Origin of the sequence: Rhizobium sp. 007 (genome assembly GCF_015353075.1) — a bacterium.
Taxonomy (GTDB): domain Bacteria; phylum Pseudomonadota; class Alphaproteobacteria; order Rhizobiales; family Rhizobiaceae; genus Rhizobium.
In genome coordinates, this window is the sequence record NZ_CP064187.1 from 2,619,147 (window position 1) to 2,637,460 (window position 18,314).

Here is an 18,314-nt window from a genome sequence, read left to right on the forward strand (position 1 = left end):
ATGTCAGGCTCCTTGGGAGGAAGAAAGAGACGTATCGGCAGGATGGCGCGTCAGCCGGCCATTGGCGATGTAGCTGTCGACAAGCTGCCTTTCGGCGGCGAAAGGATGCCACTGCCAGCCGGAATGACTGAAGCCGGCAAGGCCGATCTCGACCTCCGGAAACCTGCGGAAAGTCGCGGCAATCGCAATCATGCCGCTGCTCGGAACGACATAAGGCGCGGGATCAAAGGTAGCCAGGGCGTCATCGACTGCTTCATGAATCACTTTCTCAACGACTATATGTTCCTTGCCAGCGTCCTTACAGAAGACGTTGAAGTGACTCGTATAATCGTCACAGAAGTCATCGAGCTCCGGATGCGAAACGGCGAGCGGCGCACGCAAGACGGTGAATTTTTCGGGATCGCGGACGCTCCAGATTTCCGAGGCCTCCATGACGGCCGGGTGCGTCCGCCACGTATCCGAACCCAACATCGCCTTGGCCGGGCGCCCGGTGTTGCAGACGGCTACGACGTCGGTGCGGCCGGGGCTTGCGGCATAGGAGCGGCATTCGTTGAAACGGATGACGAAGTCCGCAGCCGCGATTGCCGCTGCTCCCTCCTTGCTGATTTCCCCATTGCCGACGATCATGATCTTGCCGCTCACCTCAGTCCCACCGCGTCGGAAAGCTCTTTGAGCTGCTTGGTGCGTTCATCGCTCAGGTTGGCAAGGCAACCTGCGACCAGCATAGGCTCCATCGTGCCGCCACGCGCCTGGAAGCCGTAAGCCTCGCACTGGGCGTCCCGATAGGAAATCCAGGCGCGCTGCGCGGTTAGCAGCGCTTTTTCGGCTCCGCGATCCTTCTCGTCCAGATCCTTGTCGGTCGCTGCGAGCGCTGCGCGCGTCTTCTTCCACTGCTCGTTGAGCGCCGTGTCGGCCGCCTCGTATCGGGACTGCTCGCAGAAAGTCATGTCGGCCTGCGTCTTCGGGTTCTTGCAATCCGGCTCCTGGGCCTGCGCGGCACCAGCCACGATCATTCCCGCCGCAGCACCGGTCAGGTACAAATTCAACCGCATCGATTTCCTCCCGGTTTTTCTTCTCAGAGCTTGCCCATCACGAGCTGGCGGAAGCCATAGACCTCACGCTTGCCGGAGAGCGGGATCAGCGTCACGGAACGCGTCTGACCCGGCTCGAAACGCACGGCCGTGCCCGCCGGGATGTCGAGGCGCATGCCCTGCACCTTGTCGCGATCGAAGGAGAGGCCGGCATTTGTTTCGGCAAAATGGTAGTGGCTGCCGACCTGCACCGGTCGGTCGCCGGTGTTCGACACTTCAATGGTGACGGTCGGTGCACCGGCGTTTAATTCGATGTCGCCGCTTGCGGCAATGATTTCGCCTGGGATCATCTTAATTTTCCTCACGCCGCCTTCACGGGCACGCAGCCCTCGGCCTTCAAGATACGTTTCGTCGATGCCGGATATTTGGCGAGCATGGCGGCCGGACGCACCGGGCGGCAAGTGAACTCACCGCCGCAATTGGGGCATTGGCCCCGGAGCACATCGCTTGCACAATCGGCGCAGAAAGTGCACTCGAAGGTACAGATCATCGCCTCGCGGCTTTCCGGCGGTAGATCCTTGTCGCAGCATTCGCAGTTCGGACGAAGTTCGAGCATTGCGACCTCCTCAGCGGATCGGTTCGTGGACGGTGACGAGCTTGGTGCCGTCCGGGAAGGTCGCTTCCACCTGCACATCATGGATCATCTCGGCGACGCCCTCCATCACCTGATGCCGGCCGATGACATGAGCGCCCGCTTCCATCAGTTCGGCGACCGGGCGGCCGTCACGCGCGCCTTCCACGACAAAGTCGGTGATCAGCGCGATCGCTTCGGGATGATTGAGCTTCACGCCGCGTTCCAGCCGGCGCCTCGCCACCATCGCCGCCATGGAGATCAGCAGCTTGTCTTTTTCTCTCGGAGTGAGGTTCATCGTCCATCCATCTGCTTTGAAACTAGAGATTCCAGACTTTCGGCACAGGCGCACCGTTGCGCAAGGCGGAAATAACCGGGATCAGGATTTTTCTGAGGGCAAAGCCGTCAGCGGCTGCAGCGCGCACGACGAGCTTGCCGTTCCAAGCGCTGGCGCCTGCCGCATGTCCGCCGAGCAGCGGGCGCACGCTCGCGAGATAGGCTTCCGCAAGCGGCCCGGCATAGAGCAACGTTGCAAAAGCCACCTGTCCGCTGAGGACGGGCTGGCGAGCAGTCAGCGCGCCGATGGCGCCATCAAGCCGCAACTCCTCGGCATGGATCAGCTTGCCAGCGCGGCGAATCCGCCAGCGATCACGGAAAAGGCCGGTCTCCATCTTCTCGCCCATCGCCTTGCGGCCGAGCAGGATCGCCTCGACGGCCAGGAACTCCGCCGTCTCGTCGAGATCGACGTCGAGGCGGCGGAATAGCGAGGCGCGATCGAACAGGATCGTCTCCTGCGGCAGCCAGTCGACCCGTGCATTCGCGCCGGCCTCGATCGTTGTCGTGACTTCGGCCGTTCCAGCGGATGCCTTGTAGATCTTCTCGCAGGCCTGTGTCGTCACATCGATACGCGTGGTTGGACCTGCAACGACGCTCCAGTTCATCTGGTCGCCACCGGTCAACCCGCCCGCCGTATTGATGATGACCGCCTCCATGGAAGCATCGAAAGTCTCCGGGAGGCGTATTTTGGCGGCACCTTCCTGATAGAGTTCGTGGATGCGCGCCCGCCCGTCCAGCAGCTTCGCGGCCAGGTGCCCGCGCCCCTGTGCCCTTTGTGGCCTGGTGATTGCCGCCGCGATCGTCATTCCATCCCCTGGTGCCTTTACCGTTTGTCCGGCCGTTCTCATTCAATGCCGCAAATAATTGAAAGCAAGCAATTTTTATGCCGCCTGCCGATCTTGAAGGAACGGCGGCAGACACGGTTGCCCAGAACATGGAAGCTGCCTTGGAAAGCGGCATATGCCGCTCAGACGGTCAGGTGGCGCCTGGCCTCGGGCGTATCAAGCGTTTCCGCCAAACCCTCGTGGACGATCTCGCCGCGGTCCATGATGTAGACATAGTCGGCAAGCTCGCGGCAGAAGTCGAGATACTGCTCCACGAGCAGGATCGCCATGCCGGTCGAGTCGCGCAGATAGCGGATTGCCCGGCCGATATCCTTGATGATCGACGGCTGGATGCCTTCCGTCGGCTCGTCCAGCACAAGGATCTTCGGCCGCGTCACCATGGCCCGACCGATCGCCAGTTGCTGCTGCTGCCCGCCGGAAAGATCGCCGCCGCGACGGGACAACATCGACTTCAGCACCGGGAAGAGGCTGAAGATATCGTCGGGGATGTTGCGGTCGCGGCGGCCAAGCGGAGCAAAGCCGGTTTCGAGGTTTTCCTTGACGGTGAGCAGCGGGAAAATCTCGCGCCCTTGCGGCACATAGCCGATACCCTGCTTGGCGCGCGCATAAGGCGGCAGGCCGTTCAACGCCACGTCATTGAAGCTCACGGTTCCGGCCGACAGCAGATGCTGGCCGGTGACGGCGCGGAGAAGAGAACTCTTCCCCACGCCGTTCCGCCCCAGCACGCAAGTGATCTTACCCATCTCCGCCTTGATCGAGATGCCGCGCAACGCTTGTGCGGCGCCATAGTGCAGGTTTGCGTTTTCGACTGTCAGCATGAGACCGCCTCCTGGCGCGTTGCGGGTTCAAAGGCCCCTCCCCAACCCCTTCCCACAAGGGGCAGTGGCTGACTGGGAGCGACCGCCTTGCTTTCCATAAACCCATGCAAAAGCGGGTAATCATGGCAATGAGGGAACGACCCGGTTAGACCCCTCCCCCTTGTGGGAAGGGGTTGGGGAAGGGTCAGCGCTCTGCCAACGACAAACAGATCAATCATCCCTCACCGCCCCAAATAATTCTCGATCACCTTCGCATCGGAACTCACGAAATCGATCGACCCTTCGGCAAGCACGGAGCCTTCCGCCAGGCAAGTCACCTTGACGCCGAGGTCGCGGATGAAGCCCATGTCGTGCTCGACGACGACGACCGAGCGAGTCTTGGCGATTTCCCGGAGCAGGATCGCCGTCTCCACGGTTTCGGCATCCGTCATACCGGCAACCGGCTCGTCGACCAGCAACAGCTTCGGCTCCTGTGCGAGCAGCATGCCAATCTCCAGCCATTGCTTCTGCCCGTGAGACAGACTGGCTGCCAGCTCGTCGCTACGATGCGTCAGCCGCACGGTCTCGAGGATTTCCTCGATGCGCGCCTTGTCGTCGGACGAGAGGCGATAAAAGAGCGTCGGAAAAACGCCGCGCTTGCGATTCAGCGCGAGTTCCAGATTGTCCCAGACCGTATGGCTTTCGAAGACTGTCGGCTTCTGGAATTTGCGGCCTATGCCGAGCTGGGCGATATCGGCTTCATCTTTCTTGGTGAGGTCGATCTCGCCGTTGAAATAAACCTCGCCCTCATCCGGCCGCGTCTTGCCGGTGATGATGTCCATCATCGTCGTCTTGCCGGCGCCGTTGGGGCCGATGATGGCGCGAAGCTCGCCAGGCTCGATGACGATCGAAAGCGAGTTCAGCGCTTTGAAGCCGTCGAAGGAAACCGAGACGTTGTTGAGGTAGAGCACGCTGTTGGGTTTGATATCCGGGATCATAGCCGCTCACTCCGCTGCCTGGATTTTTGCATCGACGCCTTCTTCCTGAAAAGCAGGCGGCGCGGTTTCCGTCCTCGGCTTCTTCTTGCCGAGGTATGGGGCGATCGTGCCGACGATACCTTTCGGCAGGAACAGCGTGACGGCAACGAAGAGACCGCCGAGCGCAAAGAGCCAGAACTCAGGAAAAAGGCCGGTGAAGATGGTTTTGCCGCCATTGACCAGAATCGCCCCGATGATCGGACCAATCAGCGTCGAGCGGCCGCCGACGGCCGTCCAGATGACGACCTCGATGGAGTTTGCCGGTGCGAATTCTCCGGGATTGATAATGCCGACCTGCGGCACGTAGAGCGCACCCGCAATACCCGCCATCATCGCCGAGACGACAAAGGTGAAGAGCTTGAAGTGTTCGACGCGGTAGCCGAGGAAGCGCGTTCTGCTTTCCGCATCGCGCACACCGACCAGCACCTTGCCGAACTTCGAACGCACGATGGCCGAAGCAATCAGCAGCGACAGCGCCAGGAGGCTTGCGGTCGCGGCGAAGAGTGCGGCGCGCGTTGCGTCGGCCTGCACGTTGAAGCCGAGGATGTCCTTGAAGTCGGTCATGCCGTTATTGCCGCCGAAGCCCATGTCGTTGCGGAAGAAGGCAAGCAGCAGCGCATAGGTCATCGCCTGGGTGATGATCGAGAGATAGACGCCGTTGACCCTGCTCCGGAAGGCGAACCAGCCGAAGACGAAGGCGAGCAGCCCAGGCACCAGCAGCACCATCAGCGCTGCAAACCAGAACTGGTCGAAGCCGTACCAGAACCAGGGCAGTTCTTTCCAGTTCAGGAACACCATGAAGTCGGGCAGGATCGGGTCGCCATAGACGCCGCGCGACCCGATCTGGCGCATCAGATACATTCCCATCGCGTAACCGCCGAGCGCGAAGAAGGCGCCGTGACCGAGCGAAAGGATGCCGCAGAAGCCCCAGACGAGATCGAGGGCCAGGGCCAGCAGCGCATAGGTCAGGTATTTGCCGAACAGCGCCATGATGTAGGTCGGGATATGCAACGGGTTCGACGGACCTGTCATGAGGTTCAGAACCGGCACCAGCACGGCGACCATGAGCAAAACGGCGATGGCAATGGAAATCTTGCGATCGAGAGACCGGAGAAGGAAGGCCGTAATCATGCTTCCACCGCCCTTCCTTTGAGTGCGAAGAGCCCGCGCGGACGCTTCTGTATGAAGAGGATGATGAGGACGAGCACGAGGATCTTGCCGAGCACTGCGCCGGCGAAGGGCTCCAGGAACTTGTTGACGACGCCGAGCGACAACGCACCCACCAGCGTGCCCCAAAGATTGCCGACGCCGCCGAAGACCACGACCATGAAGCTGTCGATGATGTAGCTCTGTCCAAGGTTCGGCGAGACGTTGTCGATCTGCGAAAGCGCCACACCCGCCATGCCGGCGATGCCGGAGCCGAGCGCGAAGGTGAAGGCATCGACCCAGCCGGTGCGGATGCCCATGGACGACGCCATTCGGCGGTTCTGCGTGACCGCGCGCATTTGCAGGCCGAAGGCAGAGCGCTTCAGGAGCAGCAGTAAAGTCACGAAGACGATCATTGAAAAGACGATGATCCACATGCGGTTCCAGGTGATCGACAGCCCGCCGAGTTCGAAGGCGCCGGACATCCAGCTTGGATTGCGCACTTCGCGATTGGTCGGGCCGAAGATCGTGCGAACCGCCTGCTGCAGGATGAGGGACACGCCCCATGTCGCCAGCAGCGTTTCGAGCGGGCGGCCGTAGAGATAGCGGATGACCATGCGCTCTATGACGAGGCCGACGAAGCCGGTGAATAGGAAGGCCGCCGGAATCGCAATCACCAGCGAATAGGTTGCGAGCTCGGGAAAGTTCGATGCGATATGTTCCTGCACGACGTAGGTAGTGTAAGCGCCGATCATCACCATTTCGCCATGCGCCATGTTGATGACGCCCATGACACCGAAGGTGATAGCAAGCCCGATTGCCGCGAGCAGCAGCACCGAGCCGAGCGACAGGCCGTACCAGACGTTCTGTACGATATCCCAGAGCGCCAGATTGCGCTTGATACCGGCGATATTGGCCTCGATGCCGGCCTTCAGGTCGTCGGGTGCAGTCTCCATCGCGGTGGTCAGGATGGTGAGCGCATTGCGGTCGCCGCGCGCCGCGATTGTATCGATCGCCGCCTTCTTGTCTTCGGCGCTGACATCGCTCTTGAGCATCATGACGGCGCGGGCCGCTTCCATCGTGTTCTTGATTTCGGCATCCTTTTCATCGGCGAGCGCCGAGTTCAGAAGCTCGAGATTGGAAGGGTCGGAATCCTTCAGCAGCCCTTGAGCGGCGGAAAGCCGTGCGGAACGGTCCGGGCTCAGCAGCGTCAGCGTGCTCATGGCGCTGGCGATCACGCCGCGCAGGGAATTGTTGATCTTGACCTTGGACATGTAGTCCGGATCGATATCGGCGACAGCCTCGCCGGTGATCGGGTCGGAATAGGTCGGCTCGTCGTCGGAGCCACCCTGGAGGAGAACGGGGCCGCCCTCTTCGGAATTCACGTAAAGCTGGCCGTCACCCAGCTGCTGCAGGATCTGGCCGACATGCGGATCTCCTGAAGCCACAAAAGCCTTGATGGCAGCCTCGCGCTCCGGAAACCCGCCGGCGCCGAGTGCATCGACAAGGGCGTGGATATCGTCCTGCGCCTCGAGCGCCGTGGCGAACGCCGGCAGGGCAAGGCAGATCGTCAAAAGGAAAATCTTGATGGCGCGAAACATGGGACTCTCTCGCCTGGCTTGTCGTTGGCCTTGTGGGCAGCAATCGCTCGGGACGGAGCTTCCGCCCGGACAAGGGATCCGGACGGAAGGCTTCAGGCAGTCAACGGATCGGGTTCGTACTCAGGAGCCCTTGCCGCCGCACTTGCCCGTTGCAACGTTGAAGTTGCCGCAGTTCATGGGCTTGCGCCAATCGGAGATCAGGTCCTTGGAGTCCGGCAGGAAGTCGGACCATTCGTCGCCGACGACGGCTGACGTTTCCTGGACGATTTCGAACTGGCCGTCAGCCTGGATTTCGCCGATCAGCACCGGCTTGGTGATGTGGTGGTTCGGCATGACGGTGGCATAGCCGCCGGAGAGGTTCGGAACCGTGGTGCCGATGATGCTGTCGAGAACCTTGTCGGTATCGGTCGTTCCGGCAGCCTGAACAGCCTTAACCCAGGCATTGAAGCCGATATAGGCGGCTTCCATCGGGTCGTTGGTCACGCGCTTGTCGTTCTTGGTGAAGGCGTGCCATTCCTTGATGAACTTCTTGTTGGCCGGGCTTTCGACCGACTCGAAGTAGTTCCAGGCTGCGAGGTGACCGACGAGCGGCTTGGTGTCGAGACCGGCAAGCTCTTCCTCGCCGACCGAGAAGGCGACAACCGGGATGTCGGTTGCCTTGATGCCCTGATTGCCGAGTTCCTTGTAGAAGGGAACGTTGGCGTCGCCGTTGATGGTGGAGACGACGGCAGTCTTCTTGCCGGACGAGCCGAATTCCTTGATCTTGGAGACTTCCGTCTGCCAGTCGGAGAAGCCGAACGGCGTGTAGTTGACGATGATGTCTTCCTTCGGAATGCCCTTGGATACGAGGTAGGCTTCCAGGATCTTGTTGGTGGTGCGCGGATAGACGTAGTCGGTGCCTTCAAGCACGAAGCGCTTTACGCCTTCCTTTTCCATCAGGTAGTCGACGGCCGGGATCGCCTGCTGGTTCGGAGCAGCGCCCGTGTAGAAGATATTGCGCGAAGACTCTTCGCCTTCATACTGAACCGGGTAAAAGAGCAACGAGTTCAGCTCTTCGAAAACCGGCAGGACCGATTTGCGCGAAGACGAGGTCCAGCAACCGAAGACGGCCGCAACCTTGTCCTTTTCAATCAACTCGCGTGCCTTTTCGGCAAACAGCGGCCAATCGGAGGCTGGATCGACGACAACCGCTTCGAGCTTCTTGCCGAGAAGGCCGCCCTTCTTGTTCTGCTCATCGATGAGCATCAGCATGGCGTCTTTCAGCGTTGTTTCGGAAATGGCCATGGTACCGGAGAGCGAATGCAGAACGCCGACCTTGATCGTGTCGTCGGCGGCAGCGGCTCCGTGGAAGGCGGCTGACGCCGCCATGACGACGCCAAGCGCGGCGCCCGTTACATAGGACTTGAGATTCATCTGGTTGAACTCCCCTCTTCTTGTTCCGCAACAGGCCGGAAACGGAGATTAACTGTTGCTTAAAGAACTATCGGGGGCTGCAGCGCAAAACCGTATACGCAATATGACGTAGAGGTGGGGGCGAAATGGGCAGGTCGGCGCGAGACGCGGCGGAGATTTGGACCCTCCCCGGTTAAAAACCGAATGGCCCGATGTTTAGCCTAGCTGTTACCCTCGATGGTCAGCGTCACCCCGGTCGGGCCGTAGGCAACGCTTGCCTTATGGCCCTCGACGGTGACGTTCCCGAAGGTCCCGCTGACGGAACCCGCCTTTAAGAACTCGATCTTCGTTCCCGGCGCCGGCGCATAGCCATCGGCAAGCGTCACGCGAAGCTCGCCGGAAAGCGCCGCCTTGCCCTTGACGATGAGCCCGCCCTTGCCGTCTTCTCCGAGCGTCGGCTTCATCGCGGCGTTGGTGCGCTGGCGGTAGTCGCCGCCGATGGTCACGGGCCTTTCGGCAGCCAGAATGAGCGAACCGCCATCGACCGCCAGATCGCCGTTGCCGAAGGCTGTCGGCGACAGGGCCGCCAAAGCCCCCTCCTCCAACACCGTGCCGCCTGCATAGCTGTTGGCGCCGGAAAGCCCGAGGATGCCGCTGCCGCGCTTGACGAGCCGGCCCTTGCCACCGATGGCGTTCTTCCAAGTATCCAGCTCGTTGAAGCCGCCTTTGGCTGCGTCCATCGTCACCGTCACGTCATCCGCAAAGGTGCCGTAGCCGTCGGCGGCGGCAAAAAAGTTGAGGCGGCCGTAGCCTTCCGCGTCGTCGAGCAGCGGATAGCCCGAAGCGATCTCGGTTGTCTTCAGCACATCGCGGCGCTGCTCGGCATCGAGATAGGGCAGACGCGTTTCGAGAAGCACTTCGGCGCCCTTCGGCACGCGCGGCGGCTGGTCGGTCGCGTCGATCGGCGCGAAACCGTAGGACAGGCGTTCAAGCACATAGGCGCTGTTCGCGCTGCTGTCTGCGAAGCGGTCGTTGGCAAGCGGCGCCGCATGCGCCAAGGCGTCAAGACCGGCCTCGCCCGTCGCGCCGCTCTTGGCGGCGAGCCAGGACTGCGCCTGGCGGTAAGCATCACGCTTCAGTGCGGCGTTCTCCGGCTTGTTGAGGTTGTAGACAACCGTCGCGGTGGCCAGCATGCGGCCGCCCATGACGTCGAGCGGCGAGTGCATGCCGGCAAGGATGCGGCTCTCGCCCATTTCGCTGGCGCGTGTCAGCATTTCCTGAAAGCGTTGCGGCACGAGATAGGCCATGGCGAGTGCATCGCGCCAGGCTTCCGCCGCATGCCCGCTCGGGAAACCGCCGTCTTCGGCCGGCTTGCCGCTCTTGGCCGGCTCCAGCGTCGGGAGGACCACCACGTCCTGGGTCCAGCGGTAGGGACGCGCATATTTGAAATAGCGTTTGGTAGGCTCAGTTGAGCCGAGATCTACCGCAAGGCCCAGATCCGGATTCGCCGCCATCTTGGTCTTCTCGTCCGCTTTGCTGCCGAGTCCGCGATTGTTGCCATTGTCGTCGTACTTCACTGTCGTCGCGTCGGCGGCAACCTCGGTGATCGTCGTCGTCTGCTTTGACCCGGCCTTCCAGGCATCCGTCAGCGGCCCGAGACCATCGACAACGCTGGCATTCTTGCCGCGCCGGTCGTCGAGATAGGCGGCGATGGCCTGCTGCGCGGTGCGCGCACGGGTCACCTTGACCACATAGGCGATATTTGCGTGGTGAACCACCTGGTTGGCGATATGGCCGTCGGTCGGGCTGAAGGGAATGCCGTCCCAATCGGAATTGGCAACGGCCGGGCAATTGTCCTTGGCCGGTGCGTCGACACCCGCATCGACGAACGGCGTGCGCGGCGTCCAGATCTTCAAAAATCCGGAGAGAAGCTCGACGGCGGCGTTGCTGTTAGCCGTCGAAAGGCAGGCATCGCCGCGCTTGTTGGTGACGCCGGCATCGACATAGGCCGGCGCCGACTGGGCACTCGCAAGCGACGGCACGACGGTGAGGAGAACGAGGAGCGCGGTGGTCAACCGGCGATGGCGCAACACAGACATAGTGGATTTCCGAATTTTTAGGAAGGAATGCCGGAGTGGTAGGATTTGGCTGTGACAGACGCGTTTCAAAAAATATGGATGTTCTGTGAACTTGCGAGACTGCGCCTCTTGCGTTTTCCGTCATTCCTGCCAAAGCTGCCTATTCAATGATCACTTTATCGAGAGCGCTAGAAAATAGGCATGGCAGCGCGCCAACGCATCATTCCGGTGAGACGCGAATATAATCGCTGGGTCGCGAACCAGACGCTGGAAGACTACGCGCTGCGCTTCACTGCCAAGAGCGCCCGGCAATTTTCCTCGCAGCGCATCTCGCAGACGGCGATCGGTGCGATTTCCTTTCTCGCGCTCGAAGCGATCGGCGGTGCCATCACCCTTTCCTATGGCACGACCAACGCCTTCTTCGCGATCGTCGTCGCCTCGATCGCCATGCTCGCCATCGGCCTGCCGATCAGCCGCTATGCAATCAGGCACGGCGTTGACATCGATCTTCTGACGCGCGGCGCAAGCTTCGGCTATATCGGCTCGACGATCACCTCGCTGATCTATGCCAGCTTCACCTTCATGCTCTTTGCGATCGAAGCTTCGATCATGTCCGGCGCGCTGGAACTGACGCTCGGCATCCCACTTTGGATCGGCTACATCGTCAGCGCCGTCATGGTGATCCCGCTGGTGACCTACGGTGTCAAGCTGATCAGCAGGTTCCAGCTCGTCACTCAGCCCTTCTGGATCGTGCTCAATATCCTTCCCTTCATCTTCATCGCGATCCTGGATTGGGAAAAATTCGATCTCTGGCGCGCCTTCGCCGGCATTCGTCACGCTTCGGGCCCGCCAGGTACAATCGCGGATTTCAACCTGATGGAGTTCGGCGCCGCTTCGGCCGTGATCCTTGCCCTCATGTCCCAGATCGGCGAACAGGCGGACTTTCTCCGCTTCCTGCCGCCGGACGGGCATCGCAAATTGCGTCATCGGCTCGCCGTCTTTCTGGCCGGCCCCGGCTGGGTGATCATCGGCGCACCAAAGCTGCTTGCCGGCTCCTTTCTCGTCGTGCTGACGTTAAGTGCCGGCGTGGCCGTCGACCGCGCCGCCGATCCGGCGCAGATGTACCTGACCGCTTTCGGCTACATGATCCCTTGGCACAACGGGGCATTGCTGCTGATGGCGGCCTTCGTCGTCGTTTCCCAGTTGAAGATCAACGTGATGAACGCCTATGCCGGCTCGCTCGCATGGTCGAACTTTTTCTCGCGCCTGACCCACAGCCACCCCGGCCGCGTCATCTGGCTGATCTTCAACGTGGCGATCGCCCTGCTTCTCATGGAACTCGGCATCTACCGGCTGCTTGAGGAAACGCTCGGGATATTCTCGATCATCGCCATGGCCTGGCTCTGCACGATTTCGGCCGATCTCTTCATCAACAAGCCGCTCGGCCTTGCGCCGCCCGGCATCGAGTTCAAGCGCGCACATCTCTACGACATCAACCCGGTCGGCCTCGGCGCCATGGGTCTTTCGGCGACGATTGCGCTGATTGCGCATTTCGGCGCCTTCGGCGCAATCGCCGCTTCGCTTGCACCTTACATCACGCTGGTGATCGCGCTTACAGCCTCGCCGCTAATCGCCTGGGCGACGAAGGGCAAGTTCTATCTGGCGCGCAAACCGCGTCACAGCTGGAAGAACTTGACGAACATCACCTGCTCCGTCTGCGAACATCCGTTCGAGCCGGAGGACATGGCCTGGTGCCCGGCCTATGCAGCGCCGATTTGCTCGCTCTGCTGCTCGCTCGACAGCCGCTGCCACGACATGTGCAAGCCGAAGGCGCGGTTCAACACGCAGGTAGGCACTGTCGCCAAGACCTTGCTGCCGGAGACGGTGATCGAGAAATTGTCGACCCGCCTCGGACGTTACGGCATCGCCGTGGTTCTGGCCCTGACAGCGGTCGGCGTAATCCTTGCGATGATTGCCCATCAGGTCGCCTCGGCCTCTCCGGAAACGGCGGAGGTCGTCAACGGCACGATCCTGATCGTCTTCTTCGTCTTCTCCGTCATCGCCGGCGTCGTCTGCTGGTTCTACGTGCTGGCGCATGACAGCCGCGTCGTCGCCGAAGAGGAATCTTCGCGTCAAAATACTCTGCTGCTGAGGGAAATCGCCGCGCATAAGAAGACCGACGCAGCGCTTCAGAATGCCAAGGAGGCGGCAGAAGCCGCGAACCGGGCGAAAAGCCGCTATGTCGTGGGCTTGAGCCATGAGTTGCGCACGCCGCTCAACGCCGTGCTCGGCTATGCCCAGATTCTGGAGCGCGACGAGACCATCCCTGCGCCGCGCCAGTCATCCATCAAGGTCATCCGCCGCAGCGCCGAGCATCTTTCCGGCCTGATCGACGGTTTGCTGGACATTTCCAAGATCGAGGCGGGCCGCCTGCAGGTCTATTCGAATGAGATCAACATCCACGATTTCCTCGACCAGATCGTCGACATGTTCCGCCCGCAGGCGCAGGCGAAGGGTCTTGCTTTCACGCATGACCGCTCTCAGTCTCTGCCGCAGTTCGTCCGCACCGACGAGAAACGCTTGCGCCAAATCCTCGTCAATCTGCTTTCGAACGCCATCAAGTTTACCGACGAGGGGAGCGTGACCTTCGATGTCGGCTATCGCAGCCAGGTCGCGACCTTCACCGTTTCCGACACCGGTCGCGGCATTGCCGAAAAGGACCTGAGCCGCATCTACGAACCTTTCCAGCGGGGTGAGGCCGATAGCATCCGCCCCATGCCGGGGCTTGGATTGGGCCTGACGATCACGCAACTCCTTACCAACACGCTCGGCGGCGAAATCGCTGTCGTCAGCGAGAAGGACAAGGGTTCGACCTTCCGCGTTCGCCTGATGCTATTTGCCGTGATGCGCGAAATGATCGCGCCGCCCCAGGAAAAGAAGATCGTCAGCTATGACGGCCCGCGTCGGACGATCGTCGTCGTCGACGACAACGAAGATCATCGCGAGATGATGCGGGAAATCCTGGTGCCGCTCGATTTCGTCATGCTGACGGCGGGCAACGGCCCCGACTGCCTCACCCTGATCGAAGGCATCCAGCCGGACCTCTTCCTCGTCGATATTTCGATGCCCGGCATGAACGGCTGGCAACTCGTATCGCGCCTGCGCGAAAGCGGCCAGACCTCCCCGATCGTCATGCTCTCCGCCAATATCGGAGACGCGGCAGCCGCCGCCGACAGCGACGGCAGTCACAGCGATGCAATCGGCAAGCCGGTCGATATCAAGCAGCTACGCGACAAGCTGGCGCTGCATCTTGGCCTGAAGTGGATCTATGCCGACGCCGCCCAGGCAACCGTTCCCGTGGCTCAACCGCCGATGAAAAGCCCCGGTTGCGCGCATATCGAGGAATTGCTCCGCCTCGGCGAGATCGGCTATATCCGCGGCATCGAAGCCAAGCTCGCAGACCTTGCCAAGGTGGAGGCAAATCAGCCATTTACGGATGAACTCCGCACCTATGTCGCCGCCTTCGATCTCGCCGGCTTCATGACTTTCCTGCACGGCTTCGACGAAAAGGTAGAAACCATTGGCTGAACCGGCCCTCCCCCGCGATATCGTTCTGCTGGTCGACGACTCCCCCGAGGCGCTGGGATTCTTGACCGATGCGTTGGAGCAGTCCGGTTTTTCCGTGCTGATTGCAACCTCGGGCTCTGCAGCTTTGAACATCGCCGAGCGCATCACGCCGGATCTGATCCTGCTCGATGCGGTCATGCCTTCGATGGATGGCTTCGAGACCTGCCGCAAGCTGAAGGCCAATGCGGCCGTCAGTCAGGTGCCGGTGATCTTCATGACCGGCCTCACCGAAACCGAACACGTCGTCCACGCGCTCGAATCTGGCGGGGTCGACTATCTGACCAAGCCGATCAATATCGATGAGCTTCGCGCCCGCATTCGGGTGCATCTACGCAACGCGCGTTCGGCGCAAAGCGCCCGCGTGGCCCTGGACGCTGCTGGACGTCACCTGCTTGCCGTCAAAGGCGACGGTGCCGTTCACTGGTCGACGCCGCAGGCAACCCGCCTCGTCAATGCAGCGACGGGCAGTGACGACGGCATGGATATCGTCACCAATCATATTGCCGAGTGGATGAAAATGCGCGCTGCAGCCGGGCGCGATGCCGTCATCTCCATCGCGAACGCGGGCCAGGCAACGCTTCAACTCGGTTTCCTCGGCACCATCGGACCCGACGAATATCTCTTCCGCCTGACCGCCGCCAATCAACGCAGCGACGACGCCGTGCTTCGCCAGCATTTCTCCCTGACCCAGCGCGAATCCGAGGTGCTGCTCTGGATCGCCAAGGGCAAGGCGAACCGCGATATCGGTGAAATTTTGGGACTGTCGGCACGCACGGTGAACAAGCACCTGGAGCAGATCTACGTGAAGCTTGGCGTCGAAAACCGGGCCTCGGCTGCGGTCAAGGCGGCGCATGTGCTGCATGAGATATGAGCGTCTGGGCAGCTTATCGAGATCCCGACACGGCAAAGGCTGGAGATATTGATCCGGAAGGCGAAAGAACGGGATATCGCACGCATCGTGGAAATCCGAAACGGCGTTCGTGAAAACAGGCTATCCGATCCCGGCAAGATTACACTCGACGATCTGCGCTGGTTTATTGCAAACCCGGGAATATTCGTCTGGGAACAGGATGGCGAGGTCCAAGGTTTTTCCGCCGGCGACCCGCGGAACGGCAACATCTGGGCGCTGTTTGTCGATGATGCTTACGCAAAGCGCGGTATCGGAACGGCCCTTCTTGCCAGCGCCTGTTCGGTCCTGAAGGATGCAGGCCATGATCGCATCTGGCTGACAACAGACCCGGGAACAAGAGCCGAGAAGCTCTATCGTCAAGCTGGCTGGGAACTGATTGGCGAGAAGGACAACGAACTGCTTTTCGAACTGAACCTGCCGGCCGGCAGTGCCTGATTGGCACGCATTTCATCAGTGGATGGGGATCTGCGCCTTCCGGTAGGAGAAATATTTTTTACCAAGCTTAGGCAGCGATCCTTAAATCCTTTGCGCGTATGCAAAAGGCACCATAGGCGATTGAGCGGCAGGCGGCGGGCATGAAAAGCAGGCTTTACTATGTGGATCGGTTGAGGATCTTCGCCTTCGCCATTCTGCTCGTCTACCATTCGTCGGCGTCCTTCCTGCCCGACATCAACTGGCTGATCCACAGCGACAAGACAAGCGCCACGCTTTCTTTGGTCATGGACTTCCCGCGCGCTTGGCGCCTTGCGCTATTATTTTTCGTCTCGGGCATGGGAGCGGCCTTTACCTTCGGCTCGGCAGGCAGCCTGTCCTTCCTGCGCAAGCGCACGTTTCGTCTGCTGATACCCCTCCTCTTTGCCATGGCAGTGATCGTTGTGCCGCAGGTGTGGTACGAACGAATGTACGAGAACGGCTATCAGGGTTCACTTCTCGAATTCTGGACGACCCGCTACTTCACCGAAGGTCGCTACCCCAAGGGCAACTTCACGTGGGCGCATATGTGGTTCGTCGCCTATCTGCTGGTCATGTCAGTGATCTGCTATCCCATCTTCGGATACCTGGTACAGCCCGGAAACAAGATCGCAGCCTGGTTCGAACGCACTTCGAAAACCGGCTTCATCTACCTCTTTTTCCTGCTGCCGCTCGCACTCAACCTGGCGCTTTCGCCTTTCTTTCCGAAGCAAACGAATGCCCTCTACAATGACGGCGCGTGGTTTGCCGTTTGGGCAAGCTGGTTCGGACTGGGCTTTCTCATGGCCCGCCATCACAGCGCGCTAATCGAAACGATCATCGGCCGGCGCTTCGTCAGTGCTGCGATCGCCCTGGTGACAAGCGGGCTGCTCTATCGCTACGCCTGGACGGTGCCGGAGGACCAGGCGATCGGCAGCTACGCGCAAAATACGCCGCTATTCAAGGCAGGGATCTTCTTGCTGGCCTGGAGCATGATCCTGACGCTCGTCGGATTTGCGGCTCGTCACTTCAATCAGCCCAGCGATAAGCTGTCTGCGATGAACCGGCTGGTATTCCCGCTGTACATCGTGCATCAAACCGTAACGGTAGCCGCGCTGTACTATGTCCTACCGCTCGATATGACGGTCGCCGTGAGCTATTCGATCGTCACGGCCGCCACTATCCTGCTTTCGGTGCTGTTCGCCGTCTGTGTCGACTTCGTGCCTGGCCCGGCACGTGTCCTGTTCGGCTTGAGCGGTCATGGCAGGAAGATTGCAACAAGCGAGCCCGATCGTCAGCTCTCGCGATAGGTTATCCTGCGCCAAAAGGAACGAAATCAAACGACGCGATCGGGCGGCTCACGCCCGTCGAAAAAGCCGGTGATGTTTTCCACCACCTTCATGCCCATTGCCGTTCGGGTCTCCTCCGTCGCGCTGCCGAGATGCGGCAGCAGGACGACATTCTCCATCGACTTCAGCTTTTCCGGCACCTGCGGCTCCGCTTCGTAGACGTCGAGCCCCACGCCGCGGATGCTGCCGCTCTGAAGGGCGCTGATCAATGCCGCCTCGTCGACCACGTCGCCGCGCGCCGTATTGATCAGAAACGCGCTCGGCTTCATCGCCGCAAAGCGCGCTGCATTCATCAGATGCCGGTTCTCCGCACCGCCGGGGCAATGGAGCGAAACGAAATCGGAAGCGGCCAGCACCTCCTCCATCGTCGCCAGCTGGCGAGCCCCGTAGCACGCAGCCTCCGCGGCATCGATCGTCGAGCGATTGTAGAAGACGACGTCCATCCCGAAGCCGGAATGGCAGCGCTTCGCAAAGGCCCTGCCGATGCGGCCGAATCCGATGATCCCGACCGTCTTGCCGGCCACCTTTGTGCCGATCATGTGCGTCGGGCACCAGCCCTTCCACGCGCCGCCGCGAAGCTGGCGCTCGCCCTCCCCGCCCCGGCGGGCAACGGCGAGCAGGAGCAGCATGGCGATGTCTGCGGTGCAGTCGGTGAGCACGCCGGGCGTATTGGTGACCAAGATGCCTTTCGCCTTGGCGGCGGCGATATCGATGTGATTGTAGCCGACGCCGAAATTGCCGAGAATTTTCGTGCGGATATCACCTTCGAAAACGCTGGCAGGCAGCTTGTCGGAAACGGTGGGAAGGACCGCATCATAGGCTGCCATCGCCTGCCGCATTTGATCGAGACCAAGCGGAATATCCTTCTCGTTGAAGGTTACGTCGAAACGTTCGGCAAGGGCGGCTTCTGCCGCGGCGGGCCAGCGGCGGGTGACGAGAATGCGCGGTGGGGACATTGGTGCTTCCGTCTCAAAATTCTACGCCTCAAAGAACTAGAGGATGACCGCAAGAATTGAAACGCCTGTTCAAAAAGAAAGAAGCCCGGTCGAGACCGGGCTTCCGTAAACGGTACTGGACCGTGCAA

General features: G+C 60.9%; 17 protein-coding genes. 4 read left to right on the forward strand and 13 right to left on the reverse strand.

Translation table 11 applies throughout. The features are described 5' to 3' along the window. Positions 1 to 3 precede the first annotated feature (3 nt). From ISN39_RS13110 to ISN39_RS13165, 12 genes are all read right to left on the reverse strand, one after another. Positions 4 to 627 carry a Urease operon accessory protein gene (locus tag ISN39_RS13110; RefSeq protein WP_194730185.1) on the reverse strand — a complete coding sequence of 208 codons (624 nt, stop codon included), beginning with the start codon at positions 625 to 627 and terminating at the stop codon, positions 4 to 6. Positions 628 to 638: 11 nt separating this feature from the next. Next, positions 639 to 1,052, reverse strand: a complete 414-nt coding sequence (locus ISN39_RS13115) for a lysozyme inhibitor LprI family protein (protein WP_074069271.1) — start codon at positions 1,050 to 1,052, stop codon at positions 639 to 641. A gap of 23 nt (positions 1,053 to 1,075) precedes the next feature. After that, complete coding sequence (locus ISN39_RS13120; protein WP_022716977.1) at positions 1,076 to 1,381, reverse strand: urease subunit beta; 306 nt, start codon at positions 1,379 to 1,381, stop codon at positions 1,076 to 1,078. Between the two features lie 11 nt (positions 1,382 to 1,392). Beyond that, complete coding sequence (locus ISN39_RS13125) at positions 1,393 to 1,647, reverse strand: DUF1272 domain-containing protein (protein WP_074069272.1); 255 nt, start codon at positions 1,645 to 1,647, stop codon at positions 1,393 to 1,395. A 10-nt stretch (positions 1,648 to 1,657) separates the two neighbouring features. Beyond that, on the reverse strand, positions 1,658 to 1,960 hold the full coding sequence (locus tag ISN39_RS13130) for an urease subunit gamma (protein WP_024315673.1): 303 nt from the start codon (positions 1,958 to 1,960) through the stop codon (positions 1,658 to 1,660). Positions 1,961 to 1,982: 22 nt separating this feature from the next. Then, entirely contained in the window at positions 1,983 to 2,804 is an 822-nt protein-coding gene (locus ISN39_RS13135; protein ID WP_194727790.1) for an urease accessory protein UreD, read from the reverse strand. A gap of 161 nt (positions 2,805 to 2,965) precedes the next feature. After that, on the reverse strand, positions 2,966 to 3,661 hold the full coding sequence (gene urtE / locus ISN39_RS13140) for an urea ABC transporter ATP-binding subunit UrtE (protein ID WP_039845671.1): 696 nt from the start codon (positions 3,659 to 3,661) through the stop codon (positions 2,966 to 2,968). Positions 3,662 to 3,882: 221 nt separating this feature from the next. Further along, positions 3,883 to 4,638, reverse strand: coding sequence for an urea ABC transporter ATP-binding protein UrtD (urtD, locus tag ISN39_RS13145; protein WP_194727791.1), 756 nt, complete (start codon positions 4,636 to 4,638; stop codon positions 3,883 to 3,885). A gap of 6 nt (positions 4,639 to 4,644) precedes the next feature. Beyond that, complete coding sequence (urtC, locus tag ISN39_RS13150) at positions 4,645 to 5,808, reverse strand: urea ABC transporter permease subunit UrtC (RefSeq protein ID WP_194727792.1); 1,164 nt, start codon at positions 5,806 to 5,808, stop codon at positions 4,645 to 4,647. Beyond that, a complete protein-coding gene (gene urtB, locus ISN39_RS13155; RefSeq protein WP_194727793.1) occupies positions 5,805 to 7,424 on the reverse strand; it encodes an urea ABC transporter permease subunit UrtB in 1,620 nt (539 codons plus the stop codon). The genes urtC and urtB overlap by 4 nt, the downstream gene beginning before the upstream one ends. A 120-nt stretch (positions 7,425 to 7,544) precedes the next feature. Further along, positions 7,545 to 8,837, reverse strand: a complete 1,293-nt coding sequence (gene urtA / locus ISN39_RS13160; RefSeq protein WP_074069277.1) for an urea ABC transporter substrate-binding protein — start codon at positions 8,835 to 8,837, stop codon at positions 7,545 to 7,547. 200 nt (positions 8,838 to 9,037) lie between these two features. Then, the gene (locus ISN39_RS13165; protein WP_194727794.1) at positions 9,038 to 10,915 is read right to left on the reverse strand and encodes a phosphatase PAP2 family protein; all 1,878 of its coding nucleotides are present in this window, start codon (positions 10,913 to 10,915) and stop codon (positions 9,038 to 9,040) included. Positions 10,916 to 11,095: 180 nt separating this feature from the next. Here ISN39_RS13165 and ISN39_RS13170 point away from each other — a divergent pair, with 180 nt between their 5' ends. The 4 genes from ISN39_RS13170 (at position 11,096) to ISN39_RS13185 (ending at position 17,191) form a co-directional block, all read left to right on the forward strand. After that, the gene (locus ISN39_RS13170; RefSeq protein WP_194727795.1) at positions 11,096 to 14,482 is read left to right on the forward strand and encodes an ATP-binding protein; all 3,387 of its coding nucleotides are present in this window, start codon (positions 11,096 to 11,098) and stop codon (positions 14,480 to 14,482) included. Then, the gene (locus ISN39_RS13175) at positions 14,475 to 15,392 is read left to right on the forward strand and encodes a response regulator transcription factor (RefSeq protein WP_194727796.1); all 918 of its coding nucleotides are present in this window, start codon (positions 14,475 to 14,477) and stop codon (positions 15,390 to 15,392) included. Before ISN39_RS13170 ends, ISN39_RS13175 begins: the two co-directional genes overlap by 8 nt. Positions 15,393 to 15,479: 87 nt before the next feature. Further along, entirely contained in the window at positions 15,480 to 15,866 is a 387-nt protein-coding gene (locus tag ISN39_RS13180) for a GNAT family N-acetyltransferase (protein ID WP_246763202.1), read from the forward strand. 140 nt (positions 15,867 to 16,006) lie between these two features. Continuing rightward, complete coding sequence (locus tag ISN39_RS13185) at positions 16,007 to 17,191, forward strand: acyltransferase (RefSeq protein WP_194727798.1); 1,185 nt, start codon at positions 16,007 to 16,009, stop codon at positions 17,189 to 17,191. A gap of 26 nt (positions 17,192 to 17,217) precedes the next feature. Here the strand turns inward: ISN39_RS13185 and ISN39_RS13190 are convergent, their stop codons facing one another. Next, a complete protein-coding gene (locus tag ISN39_RS13190) occupies positions 17,218 to 18,186 on the reverse strand; it encodes a D-glycerate dehydrogenase (RefSeq protein ID WP_194727799.1) in 969 nt (322 codons plus the stop codon). Positions 18,187 to 18,314: the final 128 nt, after the last annotated feature.

Coding starts and splice junctions, on each gene's coding strand:
- ISN39_RS13110 (WP_194730185.1), bottom strand. CDS start 627: ATGATCGTCGGCAATGGGGAAATCAGCAAGGAGGGAGCAGCGGCAATC.
- ISN39_RS13115 (WP_074069271.1), bottom strand. CDS start 1,052: ATGCGGTTGAATTTGTACCTGACCGGTGCTGCGGCGGGAATGATCGTG.
- ISN39_RS13120 (WP_022716977.1), bottom strand. CDS start 1,381: ATGATCCCAGGCGAAATCATTGCCGCAAGCGGCGACATCGAATTAAAC.
- ISN39_RS13125 (WP_074069272.1), bottom strand. CDS start 1,647: ATGCTCGAACTTCGTCCGAACTGCGAATGCTGCGACAAGGATCTACCG.
- ISN39_RS13130 (WP_024315673.1), bottom strand. CDS start 1,960: ATGAACCTCACTCCGAGAGAAAAAGACAAGCTGCTGATCTCCATGGCG.
- ISN39_RS13135 (WP_194727790.1), bottom strand. CDS start 2,804: ATGACGATCGCGGCGGCAATCACCAGGCCACAAAGGGCACAGGGGCGC.
- urtE (WP_039845671.1), bottom strand. CDS start 3,661: ATGCTGACAGTCGAAAACGCAAACCTGCACTATGGCGCCGCACAAGCG.
- urtD (WP_194727791.1), bottom strand. CDS start 4,638: ATGATCCCGGATATCAAACCCAACAGCGTGCTCTACCTCAACAACGTC.
- urtC (WP_194727792.1), bottom strand. CDS start 5,808: ATGATTACGGCCTTCCTTCTCCGGTCTCTCGATCGCAAGATTTCCATT.
- urtB (WP_194727793.1), bottom strand. CDS start 7,424: ATGTTTCGCGCCATCAAGATTTTCCTTTTGACGATCTGCCTTGCCCTG.
- urtA (WP_074069277.1), bottom strand. CDS start 8,837: ATGAATCTCAAGTCCTATGTAACGGGCGCCGCGCTTGGCGTCGTCATG.
- ISN39_RS13165 (WP_194727794.1), bottom strand. CDS start 10,915: ATGTCTGTGTTGCGCCATCGCCGGTTGACCACCGCGCTCCTCGTTCTC.
- ISN39_RS13170 (WP_194727795.1), top strand. CDS start 11,096: ATGGCAGCGCGCCAACGCATCATTCCGGTGAGACGCGAATATAATCGC.
- ISN39_RS13185 (WP_194727798.1), top strand. CDS start 16,007: ATGAAAAGCAGGCTTTACTATGTGGATCGGTTGAGGATCTTCGCCTTC.
- ISN39_RS13190 (WP_194727799.1), bottom strand. CDS start 18,186: ATGTCCCCACCGCGCATTCTCGTCACCCGCCGCTGGCCCGCCGCGGCA.